General features: G+C 60.9%; 15 protein-coding genes and 1 pseudogene. 13 read left to right on the plus strand and 3 right to left on the minus strand.

The genetic code is table 11. The annotated features are described in order from the left end of the window. The first annotated feature begins 13 nt into the window (after positions 1-13). The 4 genes from HDF09_RS20470 to HDF09_RS04935 all read left to right on the plus strand — a co-directional run bounded on the left by HDF09_RS20470 (position 14) and on the right by HDF09_RS04935 (position 3,529). Positions 14-430 (plus strand): NAD-dependent epimerase/dehydratase family protein, encoded by a 417-nt coding sequence (locus HDF09_RS20470; protein WP_221269996.1) that lies wholly within the window; start codon positions 14-16, stop codon positions 428-430. A 445-nt stretch (positions 431-875) separates the two neighbouring features. Further along, positions 876-1,820 (plus strand): dienelactone hydrolase family protein, encoded by a 945-nt coding sequence (locus tag HDF09_RS04925; RefSeq protein WP_183762267.1) that lies wholly within the window; start codon positions 876-878, stop codon positions 1,818-1,820. Between the two features lie 2 nt (positions 1,821-1,822). Further along, positions 1,823-2,509 (plus strand): peroxiredoxin-like family protein, encoded by a 687-nt coding sequence (locus HDF09_RS04930; protein ID WP_311718693.1) that lies wholly within the window; start codon positions 1,823-1,825, stop codon positions 2,507-2,509. A 156-nt stretch (positions 2,510-2,665) separates the two neighbouring features. Further along, positions 2,666-3,529, plus strand: coding sequence for an IclR family transcriptional regulator domain-containing protein (locus HDF09_RS04935; RefSeq protein WP_183762269.1), 864 nt, complete (start codon positions 2,666-2,668; stop codon positions 3,527-3,529). A gap of 47 nt (positions 3,530-3,576) precedes the next feature. Here HDF09_RS04935 and HDF09_RS04940 read toward each other — a convergent pair whose 3' ends face one another. Then, positions 3,577-4,128 carry a DUF1697 domain-containing protein gene (locus tag HDF09_RS04940; RefSeq protein WP_183762272.1) on the minus strand — a complete coding sequence of 184 codons (552 nt, stop codon included), beginning with the start codon at positions 4,126-4,128 and terminating at the stop codon, positions 3,577-3,579. 20 nt (positions 4,129-4,148) lie between these two features. Continuing rightward, positions 4,149-5,060: a type I phosphomannose isomerase catalytic subunit gene (locus HDF09_RS04945; protein WP_183762275.1), complete on the minus strand. Its 912-nt coding sequence runs from the start codon at positions 5,058-5,060 to the stop codon at positions 4,149-4,151. A 128-nt stretch (positions 5,061-5,188) separates the two neighbouring features. On the opposite strand from HDF09_RS04945, the gene HDF09_RS04950 reads away from it, so the two are divergent. The 5 genes from HDF09_RS04950 (at position 5,189) to HDF09_RS20650 (ending at position 8,950) form a co-directional block, all read left to right on the plus strand. Next, entirely contained in the window at positions 5,189-6,178 is a 990-nt protein-coding gene (locus HDF09_RS04950; protein WP_183762278.1) for an acyl-CoA desaturase, read from the plus strand. A gap of 173 nt (positions 6,179-6,351) precedes the next feature. Continuing rightward, positions 6,352-7,053 (plus strand): DUF3011 domain-containing protein, encoded by a 702-nt coding sequence (locus HDF09_RS20475; protein ID WP_221269997.1) that lies wholly within the window; start codon positions 6,352-6,354, stop codon positions 7,051-7,053. Positions 7,054-7,238: 185 nt separating this feature from the next. Further along, the gene (locus HDF09_RS04960) at positions 7,239-7,748 is read left to right on the plus strand and encodes a DUF3011 domain-containing protein (RefSeq protein WP_183762281.1); all 510 of its coding nucleotides are present in this window, start codon (positions 7,239-7,241) and stop codon (positions 7,746-7,748) included. 61 nt (positions 7,749-7,809) lie between these two features. Next, positions 7,810-8,586 carry a HipA family kinase gene (locus tag HDF09_RS20645; protein WP_183762283.1) on the plus strand — a complete coding sequence of 259 codons (777 nt, stop codon included), beginning with the start codon at positions 7,810-7,812 and terminating at the stop codon, positions 8,584-8,586. Beyond that, the gene (locus HDF09_RS20650) at positions 8,564-8,950 is read left to right on the plus strand and encodes a DUF3037 domain-containing protein (RefSeq protein ID WP_183762286.1); all 387 of its coding nucleotides are present in this window, start codon (positions 8,564-8,566) and stop codon (positions 8,948-8,950) included. The genes HDF09_RS20645 and HDF09_RS20650 overlap by 23 nt, the downstream gene beginning before the upstream one ends. Before the next feature lie 25 nt (positions 8,951-8,975). Here the strand turns inward: HDF09_RS20650 and HDF09_RS04975 are convergent, their stop codons facing one another. Then, a complete protein-coding gene (locus tag HDF09_RS04975; protein WP_183762289.1) occupies positions 8,976-9,746 on the minus strand; it encodes a class I SAM-dependent methyltransferase in 771 nt (256 codons plus the stop codon). 76 nt (positions 9,747-9,822) lie between these two features. On the opposite strand from HDF09_RS04975, the gene HDF09_RS04980 reads away from it, so the two are divergent. The 4 genes and pseudogenes from HDF09_RS04980 to HDF09_RS21255 all read left to right on the plus strand — a co-directional run. Beyond that, entirely contained in the window at positions 9,823-10,749 is a 927-nt protein-coding gene (locus HDF09_RS04980) for a sensor histidine kinase (RefSeq protein WP_183762292.1), read from the plus strand. 204 nt (positions 10,750-10,953) lie between these two features. Further along, positions 10,954-11,637: a MarC family protein gene (locus HDF09_RS04985; RefSeq protein ID WP_183762296.1), complete on the plus strand. Its 684-nt coding sequence runs from the start codon at positions 10,954-10,956 to the stop codon at positions 11,635-11,637. Between the two features lie 34 nt (positions 11,638-11,671). After that, complete coding sequence (locus tag HDF09_RS04990; protein ID WP_183762299.1) at positions 11,672-12,427, plus strand: response regulator transcription factor; 756 nt, start codon at positions 11,672-11,674, stop codon at positions 12,425-12,427. A 103-nt stretch (positions 12,428-12,530) separates the two neighbouring features. Further along, positions 12,531-12,896 (plus strand): annotated as a pseudogene (locus tag HDF09_RS21255) (GNAT family N-acetyltransferase); the annotation flags it as partial. Between the last annotated feature and the right edge of the window lie 90 nt (positions 12,897-12,986).

Genomic DNA, 12,986 nt, shown 5'->3' on the forward strand with positions numbered 1-12,986 from the left:
CTGTCGTAATGCATTGCATGAGCCCAGTCACGTTGCAACCCATAGCCGACAGGAGTTTGTCGACACCAATATCACCGGTACGCTCAATCTGCTGGAAGCCGCTGTCTCCGCAGGCGTCAAGTCCTTCGTCTACACGAGCACAACCAGTGTGTTTGGTGACGCTCTGGTGCCCCCTCCTGGACTTCCCGCCGCATGGATCACCGAAGAGGTAACGCCCGTACCCGAAAATATCTACGGCGTGACCAAGGCAGCCGCCGAGGACCTCTGTCAGCTATTCCATCGCAATCAAGATCTCCCATGCATCGTGCTAAGAACATCTCGATTCTTCCCCGAGGAGGATGACAACAAGGAAGTGCGGGGAGCCTTCTCGGAAGAGAATTTGAAGGCGAACGAATACACCTCTATAGGCGTGTTGATATCGAAGATGTAGTGAGCGCACATTTGCTGGCTGCAGAACGCGCACCGGCTCTCGGGTTCCGAAGATATATCGTCAGCGCAACAACCCCATTCCACCAGGGCGATCTCGAACGCCTCCGAGACGATGCACCCGAAGTCGTACGTGAGCGTGTTCCAGGCTACGAGGTCCCATACCGTCAACGAAGCTGGAAGATGTTTCCAGGTATCGAACGGGTTTATGTGAACGAACGTGCCCGCAACGAACTGGGATGGTTGCCGCATATGATTTCAGCTCTGTCATCAGTCACCTCAACGCCAGGGCTGATCTGCAAAGTCCCCTCGCAAGAGCAATTGGAGCCAAGGGCTATCACCACGAAGCATTCTCTCAGGGACCATATCCCGTGGATGAGGTCCCCACCAAAGCCTGACGAAAACCCCTGCGCCTTGTCGAGTCCTTAGCGCAGGACTAAACTCCTCCCATGCGCCGACCTGCTCTGCACCTCCTAGCCCTCGCTCTGCTCCTCCCCCTCACCTCTACGATCCACGCGCAGGACTGGGCCAAGACCCGTCTCGAAGCCTCACCCCGCCACCACGAATACGTCCCGCTCAAACACGGCGACCGCACCGTTCAGGCCTTCGTCGTCTATCCCGAGGTCAAAACGAAGGCCCCCGTCGTCATTCTCATCCACGAGATCTTCGGGCTCAGCGACTGGGCCAAAGAGATGGCCGACGAGTTAGCCGCGCAGGGCTTCATCGTCATCGCTCCCGACCTGCTCACCGGCTTCGGCCCCAACGGCGGCGGCTCCGACGCCTTCCCCAATCAGGACGCCAGCGTCAAAGCCGTCTCCGGTCTCGATCCCGTCGTCGTCAACGCAGACCTCGACGCCGCCGCAGACTACGGCAAAAAGCTCCCCGCAGCCAACGGCAAGCTCGCCGTCACAGGCTTCTGCTGGGGAGGCGGCAAATCCTTCGCCTTCGCCGCTCACCGCAAAGATCTCTCCGCCGCCTTCGTCTTCTACGGCCCCGGCCCCTCGGACGTCACCACAATCACCGCCCCTGTCTACGGCTTCTACGCTGGCAATGATGCCCGCATCGGTGCAACCCTGCCCGCCACCACCGAGGCTATGAAGGCTGCCGGAAAGAAATATGAACCCATCACCTACGACGGTGCAGGCCACGGCTTCATGCGCGCCGGCGAAGACCCCGGCAACACCGTCCCTGGCAACAAAACCGCACGCGAACAGGCCTTCACCCGTCTCGTCACGCTTATCAAGGAGATGAAGGCAGCCCCCGTTGCCGCCAACGCCAGCCACAGCAAAACCGTAGCGCAAAGATCACAGCCCGCCGTCTCCTGCCACGCCACCACGAATACGGCGAAAGCCAGCCCAACATCACAACCCACAGAGACAGCTGCAATAATGTAACTGTGGCCGCTGCTCTCAACATCTCGCTTCAGGATCAACTGGATCGCATCACACAGAATACGCGTGCCCTCGTCCAGCCAGAACGCCTCGCCATCTCGGAACGGGCGACCGAAGACCTCTTCAACACCGGCATCGAAGACCGCATCCTGAAAGCCGGGGCACAGGCTCCGTCCTTCACGCTCGAAGACGCCCTCACTCACAAGCCCGTCAGCTCAGCCGATCTCCTCGCCCTCGGCCCGCTCGTCGTCAACTTCTTTCGTGGCCGCTGGGACCCCTACTGCGTCACCGAACTCGAAGCCTGGCGCGACCTTCACACCGACCTCCGCAGACGCGGCGCCATCTTCGTCGCCATCTCTCCGCAAACCACCCGCCAAAACAACTTCACCCTCGAGCAGCATGGCCTGCAATACCCGCTCCTCTCCGACCCCGGCGCAACCACTGCAGAAAAATTCGGCATAGCCCACACCATTCCACAGGACCTCCGCAGCTACTACCAGTCCATCCTCATCAATATCCCCTTCAACAACGCCGGCCTCAGCTATCACAACGCCACCGAAGCCAGCTGGCGCCTCCCGATCCCTGCCGTCTTCGTCATCGACCAGACCAACACCATCGTCTTCGCCGAAGGCCACGCCGACTTCCGTGTCCGTCCCGAACCTGCCGACATCCTTGTCGCTCTCAATCGCTAATCAATTCCTCCGCGATTACGACAGCTGGCCAAAATCTTCACGAGGTATCTGAGCCGGCTCACGGCAACATCTTGCGATATTCGAAACGTGCGTTTATCGTAGTGATAGTCCGTCTATCGAACGCCTGGTTTGGTAACGTCACGGAAAGGGAACCGCATGAGCCTCACCCCCCGCCACCCCCTCGCACCGTCCACTGAATCCCTCCCACCCGCTCCTCCCGCAGCACCCAAACCCACCCCCGCCTCCTCTCTCGACATCTTCACCGGCGATCCCAACTTCATGACCTCGTTAGCCCGCGGTCTCATCGTCATTCAGGCCTTCACCCAGCAATCCCCGCAGATGACCATCTCGCAACTCAGCGTAAAGACCGGCCTCTCTCGCGCCGCAGTTCGCCGCTGCCTCTACACCCTCACCAAGCTCGGCTTTGCCGGCGCAGAAGACGGCTCGCGCTACTCCCTCCGTCCGCGCATGCTCACCCTCTCCCACACCTACACCACTTCAAACACTCTCTCCACCGCCGCCCAGCCCATCCTCGAGCGCATGTCCGCCGCTCTCCGCGAGTCCTTCTCCGTCGCCACGCTCGACGGCGAAGACATCGTCTACATCGCCCGCACCCAGGTCAACCGCGTCATGGCCGTCGACCTCCACATCGGCAGCCGCCTGCCCGCCTACTGCACCAGCATGGGCCGCATTCTCCTCGCCTATCTCCCGCCTGAGCAACTCGAGCAGTATCTCGCCAAAGCTGTCCTCACCCCCCACACCACGCGCACCATCACCTCCGTCGAGAAGCTCCGCCTCACCCTGCGCAACGTGCGCCGCAACGGCTACGCCCTCGTCGACCAGGAGTACGAGGTTGGCCTCCGCTCTCTGGCCGTCCCCGTCTTTGCCGCCTCGGGCCGAGTCGTCGCCACGCTGAACCTCAGCGGCAACGCCCCCCGTCTCTCCGTCCTCGAGATGCAAAGCCGCTTCCTCATCCACCTCCGCAATGCCGCGAACGAGCTAAGCGCCTTCCTCAACTAGCATCGGCAACTAGCATCAGCAAAACTCCGGCGAACGAAGCTCGCGCGTCAAGCCATCATCTCCGCAAGCTTCAAGACCGTCCGCCAGTTTCGCATCGTGCTCACGGTCTTCAGCTTCGAGTCAAAATACGCATTCGTCAGCTTCGTCTTCGCCGCTCCGGTCACGAGCTTCATATAAATCTCCCTCCCGATGACTGCAAACTCGTCCGGGGCTGACCGCATCGCATCTAGCCCAGCCACCAGATCCGGCCCCGGCCGATCCGCCAGAAATGAAACATGCAGCATCTCTTCCGCAGCTCCAGCCTTCAAGAACGGATTTCCCCGAATCGCCGCCTGCATCTCCGAAGCCCTTCGCAGCACCACCGGCACCTTCAATCCGAACTGTAACTCCACCTGTTGCGTAATCGCGCTCTGCAGTCTCCCCACCACGTTGTCGTCAGCGCAGAAGACCACATTCCCACTCTGAATGTAGGTCGCCACCTCGCCACATCCAGCAGCGACGAAGAGCCCCGCAAGCTCCTTCATCGGCAGCATATTCTTACCGCCAACGTTGATGCCGCGCAGCAAAGCAACATATTTGCCAGTCGCTTTCGCTTTCATCACGTCACCTCTTAAACCTCTTAGACCGGCGCCACGCAGCGCGCAAACGAAACTCCGGCCTTCGTCTCCACAACCACATCCCCATCTCCCATCGGCACCACCACAGCCCTCCCGGGAGTCAACTCCAACTCTCCGTCCGGTGTCCTCACCACGCCGCTCCCCGCCAGGCCAACAAGACAACCCGCTCCCGCAAAAGCAACCGTCCGTTCCCTCGTCGCAGAGATCTCAAATCGATCCACCACAAAATATCTCTGCTCAATCAACCTCGTAAAGCCGCCCATCTCCTGCGGCACCACCTTACCCGCCTGTGTCTCAGCCTTGATCACCTGCAAGCCCTTCTCCAGATGCAGCTCCCGAGGCCGTCCATAGTCATACAGCCGATAGGTCACATCGCTGGTCTGCTGTGTCTCCAGCAGCACCACCCCAGGCCCGATTGCGTGCACGGTCCCAGCATCCACAAACAGCATGTCCCCCACCGACACCGGCACATGCTCCAGCAGCAACTCCATCGTCCCGCTCTCCACCGAAGCCGCAACCTCCCTCGCGCCCACGCCCGCCTTCAACCCCAACGCGACCGTCGCACCCGGCTCCGCCTCCAGCACGTACCAGCACTCGGTCTTTCCCCGCGTCTCCCCCATCGCCTTCGCCTGCGCATCATCCGGATGCACCTGCACCGAAAGCTTATCCGCCGGAAACAGAATCTTTACCAGCAGCGGAAACTCGCCCCCCATCTTCTCCGCAACCGAAGCCAGAGTCTGCCCCTTTAACGGTCCACTCTCCACCAGACACTGCGGCCCAGTCAGCCAGGCCTCCCCTACCAGTTCCGTCGTGCCGGTCTCTTCATACCAGGGCTTCAGATCGCTCTTCCCCCACACTCTTTCGCTAAACCACGGCTTCAATCCAAACGGCGCAACTCTGGTCCCAATTGTCATACTTCAAGGGTATCAACTCCCACCTTTGGGTGGCATTACAAAAGTCTTACACCACGTCTCCCTTCACCCCTGATAGCGTCAGTATTAGCAGTTCAGAAGCACTCGAAACACAAGGACAGCGATACCATATGACCCCCCTTAGCACCATCGAAGAGGCCCCGGTAAAGGCGCCCAAGCTCGCCGCCGTAGTTCCAGCCGTCGCCGAAGTCACCCATAAGATCAAGCAGGACCTCCGCATGGGCCGCGAGCACCAGGAAGGCCGCATCAACTGGATCACCACCATCGCCATGGGGCTCTTCCACGTCGGAGCCATCGCTGCCCTCTTCTTCTTCTCCTGGAAAAATCTCGCCGTCTTCCTCGTCATGTACTTCTTCGCGATCAACGTCGGCATCGGCGTGGCCTATCACCGCCTGCTCACCCATCGCGGCTACAAAGTTCCCAAGTGGGTCGAATACTTCGTCACCATGTGCGGCTGCCTCGCGCTCGAGGGAGGCCCGATCTTCTGGGTAGCCACCCACCGCGTCCACCATCAGAACTCCGACCAGGAAGGCGACCCGCACACGCCGCACGACGGCACCTGGTGGGCTCACGCCGGCTGGATCCTCTCCGGCCGCGCCCTCCACTCCGAGACCGCTCTCCTCGGCCGCTATGCCCCCGACCTCACCAAGGACCCCGTCCACGTCTGGCTCAGCAAATACCACTACGTTCCTCTCGTCGCCACCGGTCTCCTCCAGGTAGCACTCGGCGCAGCCCTCGCTCCGGCAGGCCATCACGCAGTAGGTGCGCTCGGTATGGTCCTCTGGGGAACCTTCCTCCGCGTCACCATCGGTCTCCACGCCACGTGGCTGGTCAACTCCGCCACCCACCTCTGGGGCAAGCGCCGCTTCGAGACCAAAGACGACTCCCGCAACAACTGGTGGGTCGCCATGCTCACCGGCGGAGAAGGCTGGCACAACAACCACCACGCCCATCCCGTCAGCGCCCGCCACGGCCTCGCCTGGTACGAGTTCGACATCAACTACTACTGCATCTGGCTCCTTGGCAAAGTCGGGCTCGCAGAAAAAGTCCAGATCGCCAAATTCGATCCCAAGAATCCCAAACCCGCCGGCGTCCTCTAAAGCGGTCTTCTAAACCGAACGTCAGCAAAACAAAAAGGCCGTCCTCCGAAAGGGGTGACGGCCTTTTAAATCTCTGCATCCAATCTCGACAAGCATCCAACTCCGCGCTATCCTCATCCGGAACTGCAACCGCTTCAAGGGCCACTGACAATCTTCAACGCGAAAGAGGCAAAATGAAGCGCACAACGAAGCTCCTCCTGACAGCCATCTTTCTTATCGCCGGCGCCTGCGCCACACCCACCCCCGCAACCGCGCAACCTGGTTACGGCGGCCCACCCCCCAGGATTACTTGCTCCTCCGACGACGGCCGCAGAAACTGGTGCGATATCGGCCCCTCTCGCGACGTCCGTCTGGTCCGGCAGATCAGCGACTCCCCCTGCGTCCAGGACGACACCTGGGGCGTCGAACGCCGTGGCCTCTGGGTCGACCGTGGCTGCCGCGCCGAGTTCTTCATCGGCCGCAGAGAACCACCTCCTCCTCCCATTACCGTCACCTGCTCCTCCAACGATGGCCATAGAAACTGGTGCGACATCGGCCCCTCTCGCGATCGCGATGTCCGCATGGCCCGACAGATCAGCGGCTCCCCTTGTATCCAGGACGACACCTGGGGCGTCGATCAACGCGGCCTCTGGGTCGACCGTGGCTGCCGCGCCGACTTCCTCGTTGGTCGCTTTGAACCGCTACCTCCTCCCGTCACCGTCACCTGCTCCTCCAACGACGGAGAAAGAAACTGGTGCGACATCGGCTCCCGAAGCGAAGTTCGTCTCATCCGGCAGATCAGCGGATCTCCCTGCGTCCGCGGCCAGACCTGGAACGTCGACAATCGCGGTCTGTGGGTAGACCGAGGCTGCCGCGCCGACTTCGAAGCCCGCTAGCCGCAATGCTTCGCACCATTCCTCTAGCCAAGCATCAGCAAACCAAAAGGCCGTCCTCCGAAAGGTGTGACGGCTTTTTAAAATCTCTGCAACCAATCTCGACAAGCATCCAACTCCACGCTATTCTCATTCGGAACCGCAACCACTTCAAAGACCGTGCCAATCTTCAACTCGAAAGAGGCAAGATGAAGCTCACAACCAAGCTCCTCCTGATAGCCACCCTCCTGATCGCGGGCACCTGCGCCACACCCACACCCGCAGCCGCGCAACCCGGCTACGGCGGTCCACCCCCGAGAATTACCTGCTCCTCCGACGACGGCCGCAGAAACTGGTGCAATATCGGGCCGTCTCGCGACGTCCGCCTGGTCCGCCAGATCAGCGGCTCCCCCTGCGTTCGCGACAGCACCTGGGGCGTCGATCGTCGTGGCCTCTGGGTCGACCGAGGCTGCCGCGCCGAGTTCATCGTCGGCCGCGCAGGTCCACCACCTCCGCCGCCTGGACCAGGCTCCGGTGCTATCGTCACCTGCTCCTCCAACGACGGAGGCAGAAGATGGTGTGACATAGGCCGCAGCCGCGATGTAAGACTCGTCCGGCAGATCAGCGGTTCACCCTGCGTTCGTGGCCAGACCTGGGATGTGGACCGACGAGGCCTTTGGGTTGACCGAGGCTGCCGCGCCGACTTCCGAGTCCGCTAACGCTCGCCCGCAGGAAGTCGATTACACCCGAATCGGCTTCCTGCGGCTACACTAAGCAGCAATGCTTCGCACCATTCGCGCCACTCAGTATGTCACCGCGCTCCGCGAAGGCGGCTCTCTTCCCGCAATTATCGAGGCCGACGACCTTGGCCTTTACGTCGTCAAATTTCGCGGCGCCGGTCAGGGTCCCCTCGCGTTGGTGGCCGAACTCGTCGCTGGCGAAATCGGCCGCACCCTCGGTCTCAACATCCCCGAGCTTGTCTTCGCTCACGTCGATCCCGCCCTCGGACGCAACGAGCCCGATCAGGAGATCCGCGACCTCCTTCGCGCCAGCGCCGGACTCAACCTGGCCCTCGATTATCTCCCCGGCTCCTCCATGTTCGACCCCGCAGCCGGCGACAAAGCCAACCCCCACACCGCCTCGCTCGCCGTCTGGTTCGACGCCTTCACCCTCAACGTCGACCGCACCCCCCGCAACGCCAATCTCCTCAACTGGCACAGCCAGCTCTACTTCATCGACCACGGAGCCGCCCTCTACTTTCACCACAACTGGCCCGACGCCAGCCGCCTCGCCGACTCTCCCTTCGCCGACATCCGCAACCACATCCTTCTGCCCTGGGCATCGAAGCTCGAAGAAGTCGCGGCTCAAGCAACCACCCGCCTCAACTCTTCGGTCCTCAACAAAATCCTCGCGCAGATCCCCGACGAGTGGCTCCAGTCCAGCCATCCCACCCCTGCCGAGGCACGCGCAGCCTATCTCGATCTCCTCACCCGCCGTCTGGCAGCATCCCCCATCTTCACCCAGGAGGCCATCCGTGCTCGCGCCCATCTCATTTGACTACGCAGTCATTCGCGTCGTCCCCCGTGTCGAGCGCGAAGAGTTCCTCAACGCAGGGGTAGTCGTCTTCTGCCTGCAGCAACGCTTCCTCGAAGCCCGCATCCACATCGACAATCAACGCCTTCGCGCCCTCTGGCCAGACCTCAACCTCGACCTGGTCCGAACTCACCTTGAAGCCTTCCCTCGCATCTGTAGCGGAGATCCCACAGCCGGCCCCATCTCCCAACTCAGCCAACGCGAACGCTTCCACTGGCTCGTCTCTCCGCGCAGCACCATCATTCAGGTCTCCCCCGTCCACACCGGTCTCTGCAATGCCCCAGAAGACCTCATGGACAATCTCGCCCGGCGTTATCTGGTCCTCTAGACCCAATGCCTAAAGCACTCAAACATCACGAGGCACGGTGCAACCTGTACGCCCGACTCTCATCCTTCGGGTCTGCCACCAGATCCGCCACCCGGTCGTCCTCTGACATCTCAATCGCCTCACACCAAACCATCTCAAATCCGTCTTCAAAGACCGCCGCCTGCTCTGGCTTCTGATATATCACTTCGAGATCACGCGGCCTCTCGGCAAATCGACTCCTAAGCCTGTCAACCAGGTGCCGCATCACCTGTCCTTGAAATGGGTTGTACAGATACACCACGCAAGGCCCCGCCGGCCACTCCAGTTCCAACGCATCACCACACACAATCCGTATCGGCGACAGCGCCTTACCAGCCTTCGTCCACACCTCTGCATTTTCCTGCGCGAGTTCAGCCAGTCCCGTATTCAACTCCACCCCGACGACCTCGCGAAATCGCATCTCCGACGCAAGCAGCACCGCGCGCCCCTTCCCACATCCAAAGTCGATAAAGGTGTAGTCCTTGATTGCATGCGCAGGCCCAGACTCAAGCCATTTCTTCATCGCTCCTCGAAAGCGCGAAGGTGGGATCGCCGCGTATCCCGCAATAAATCTGTCGTTGGCATGCCCGACCGCCAGATCATGCCCGGGGATCAATCCATCGGTCCTCACTCCGTGATGTACGTCAAACGGATGAGCCGCTCGCACCTCAGGCCGCCTCAACTTGCGTCCTATGCTCTTGGCGGCCGACGTCACCGTTCCTGCCATTCCACGGTTTTCCAGCGACCACCGAACCTTGTCGAAGACTCCCACTGCCACCTCGCCGAAAGCATCCTCTCCACAAACCAAGCCGCAACCGACCCATGAGACTTACCAGTTATATTCTCATGTAGCTATGAACATCACCCGACGCCGCGGAGCTATCGCTTTCTTCATCACCCTCGGCGCTCTTCTGGTCGGTGGCCTCGTCACTCTCAACATCACGTGGATCATTCTCAACAAGCGCACCGTAGCCATCGCCGTCCTCGGCGTGATCCTCTTCGCCGCACTCATCGCAGGCGTCGTCCTCAACACCGTCTTCCTCGTCCGCGAGATCCGCCGCAACGAGCGTCAGGACTCCTTCCTCAACGCCGTCACCCACGAGCTTAAAACCCCCATCGCCAGCATCCGACTCTATCTCGAAACCCTCCAGCGCCGCCCCATCGAGGAGCCCCAGCGCCAGGAGTTCTACAAGATCATGCTCTCCGACTCCGACCGTCTCCTCGCCACCGTCGAGCAGGTCCTCAAAGCCGGCCAGCTAGGCCAACGCCACCGCCAGCAAAATCGCACCCTCATCGACATGCAGTCCCTCGTAGCCGACTGCATCGCCATCACACTCCAGCGCCACCACCTCCCCGCTGAAAGCATCATCCTCGAACCCCTCCCCGGAGTCGTCCGCCCCTACACTCAGGGCATCGCCGAAGACCTCCGCACCGCCGTCCTCAACGTCCTCGACAACGCCGTCAAATACTCCCCCGAAGGCGTTGCCATCCGCTGCTCGCTCGCCATCTCCAACTACACCTGGGTCGCCCTGCGCGTCACCGACACCGGCGTCGGTCTGCCCGCCAACCAGTTCAAGCGCATCTTCACGCGCTTCTACCGCGTCCCCGGCCGCGCCATGGCCAAGATCAAGGGCACTGGTCTCGGCCTCTTCCTCGTGCGCAACATCGCCCGTCAGCACGGAGGCGAGGCAACTGCCACAAGCCCCGGTCCCGGCCTCGGCACCACCATCTCCATTTCCCTTCCCCTCGCCGCTCCAGCCTCTTCCGCAACTCCTAACTAGAGCATCTCCGCTACTTCGTCTCAGGATAAAAACAAAGCAGTCATCTCGACCGACGCTACTCACAGTCTCATAGTGAGTCGCGCAGTGGAGAGATCCCTGTATTTGTCTGCTTTGCACCCATTCACCATTTCGATCGCACTATCGTCACCCAACGTACAATCACATCAAAGCTCGTAGTTCATCTCAACCGACTTCGTGACCTCCATGTTTCTGCTCTGGAAATACTTCGCCCTGGGATTCAGCGCGCTTCTCCCGCTCGTCAACCCCCTCGGCTCCGCGCTTATCTTCCTGGGCCTTGTCGGCGCTGCGCCCATCGACATCTACCGCGGCCTCGCCCGCCGCATCGCCATCAACACCGTCATCTTCTTCGCCGTTATCCAACTCATCGGTTCTTATCTGCTTGGCTTCTTTGGCATCTCTCTTCCCATCGTTCAAGTCTCCGGCGGCATGGTCATCGCAATGATCGCATGGTCGCTCCTGAATCAACCGGACAGCACCCCGAGCCCGGAGAAGACCGAAGCCGCGGTCCCTGCCGTCACACCCGCAGAGATCGACAGCCTTCAACAAAAAGCCTTCTATCCCTTTACCTTCCCGATCACCGCCGGCCCTGGCTGTATCGTAGTCATGCTCACCCTCAGCGTGCACAACGAGCAGACAACCCTCGAAGACAAAGTCCTCGCCCACGTAGGCCTCTTCATCGCCGTCCTCGTGCTCAGCGCTCTCATCTATCTCTGTTACGCCTATGCGCCAAAGATCGCCCGCACCATCTCACCTGCCACCGCGCACGGCATCCTCCGCGTCGTCGCCTTCATTCTCCTTTGCATCGGAGTTCAGATAGCATGGAACGGCCTCAGCGACCTCCTCACGCCTCTACTGCAAAAATCGTGACTACAACAGTTACATAAAGAAAATCGGAAACACCATGACCGAACCCATCGCCCCACTCATCGTTCTCGTCGAAGACGAAGAGCATCTTGCCCAGGGCCTCCTCTTCAACCTGCAGGCCGAAGGCTACCGCACCCGCCACGAATCCGACGGCGATGCCGCCCTCGCCTATCTCCTCGCCGAAAAACCCACCCCCGAAGAACGCATCGCCGCCATCATCCTCGACGGCATGCTCCCTGGCGCCGACGGTTTCACCATCGTCCGCGCCCTCCGCGAAGCCCACCACTACACACCCATCCTCATGCTCACCGCCCGCTCCCGCCCCGAAGAGGTTCTCGAAGGCATCGAAGCCGGCGCCGACGACTACCTCGCCAAACCCTTCGACCTCAACATCCTTCTCGTCCGCCTCAAATCACTCCTCCGCCGCACCGCCTGGCAGAACGCCTCAACGCCAGAGACCCCACCACCTGCTATCGCCGATCAGACTGACGAGTACGCCTTCAATCACCGCACCATCCGCTTCGACACTCTCGAACTCATCGCCCCCAACCGCATCACCCACCTCACTCTCATGGAGGCCGATCTCCTTCGCTACCTCACCGAGCGGGAAGGCCAGATCGTCTCGCGATCCGCCATCCTCGAAGACGTCTGGCGAGTCCACGAAGACACCGATACCCGCGCCATCGACAACTTCATCGTCCGTCTCCGCCGCTACATCGAAGACGATCCCGCCGATCCCCAACACCTCGTCACCGTCCGCGGCATCGGCTATCGCTTCCTCGCCAACCCCTAGAGCATCTAAATTAATGGGAGCCGTGAGGCCCACAGACGATGCTCACAGAAAACGTCCGACAGTCTGCCGCCAAGTCCTCCCCGAAACCCAGTCAGGAAAAAACATGAGCCTGCTCCAAACAGAGAACACACTCGCCGGTCTGCGGCTAGCCACCACCGAGGACGCCGACCGGCTGGTCCCTTTCATCAACCGCACCTTCGCCCCCGACAACTACTTCAAGAGTACCGAGCGCACCAATCCCTCGCAGGTCGCAGAGTACCTCCGCAAGGGCTTCTTCCTGCTCCTCGAAGACGCAGGCGGGTTGTTCGGTCTGGTCTACACCGAACTGCGCGAGAACAGCCGAGGTTATATCGGAATGATCGCGACCGATCCCGACCGTCAGCGCGGCGGAATCGGAACGCATCTACTGCAGATTGGCGAAGAGTTCTGCCGCAACCGTGGCTCCTGTGTCATCGAGATCTCCGTCGTCAATCTCAGGCCAGACCTCGTCGCGTGGTATCAGCGGAATGGATATCAAATCGTCGGCGAAGCCGCCTTACGTCCGCCCCGAATTTCTTAT

This window comes from Edaphobacter lichenicola, from assembly GCF_014201315.1.
Lineage (GTDB): Bacteria > Acidobacteriota > Terriglobia > Terriglobales > Acidobacteriaceae > Edaphobacter > Edaphobacter lichenicola_B.

Bases quoted from the DNA above. Each gene is read 5' to 3' on its own strand.
- HDF09_RS04925 (WP_183762267.1), top strand. From the start codon at position 876: ATGCGCCGACCTGCTCTGCACCTCCTAGCCCTCGCTCTGCTCCTCCCC.
- HDF09_RS04935 (WP_183762269.1), top strand. From the start codon at position 2,666: ATGAGCCTCACCCCCCGCCACCCCCTCGCACCGTCCACTGAATCCCTC.
- HDF09_RS04940 (WP_183762272.1), bottom strand. From the start codon at position 4,128: ATGAAAGCGAAAGCGACTGGCAAATATGTTGCTTTGCTGCGCGGCATC.
- HDF09_RS04945 (WP_183762275.1), bottom strand. From the start codon at position 5,060: ATGACAATTGGGACCAGAGTTGCGCCGTTTGGATTGAAGCCGTGGTTT.
- HDF09_RS04950 (WP_183762278.1), top strand. From the start codon at position 5,189: ATGACCCCCCTTAGCACCATCGAAGAGGCCCCGGTAAAGGCGCCCAAG.
- HDF09_RS20475 (WP_221269997.1), top strand. From the start codon at position 6,352: ATGAAGCGCACAACGAAGCTCCTCCTGACAGCCATCTTTCTTATCGCC.
- HDF09_RS04960 (WP_183762281.1), top strand. From the start codon at position 7,239: ATGAAGCTCACAACCAAGCTCCTCCTGATAGCCACCCTCCTGATCGCG.
- HDF09_RS20645 (WP_183762283.1), top strand. From the start codon at position 7,810: ATGCTTCGCACCATTCGCGCCACTCAGTATGTCACCGCGCTCCGCGAA.
- HDF09_RS04980 (WP_183762292.1), top strand. From the start codon at position 9,823: ATGAACATCACCCGACGCCGCGGAGCTATCGCTTTCTTCATCACCCTC.
- HDF09_RS04985 (WP_183762296.1), top strand. From the start codon at position 10,954: ATGTTTCTGCTCTGGAAATACTTCGCCCTGGGATTCAGCGCGCTTCTC.
- HDF09_RS04990 (WP_183762299.1), top strand. From the start codon at position 11,672: ATGACCGAACCCATCGCCCCACTCATCGTTCTCGTCGAAGACGAAGAG.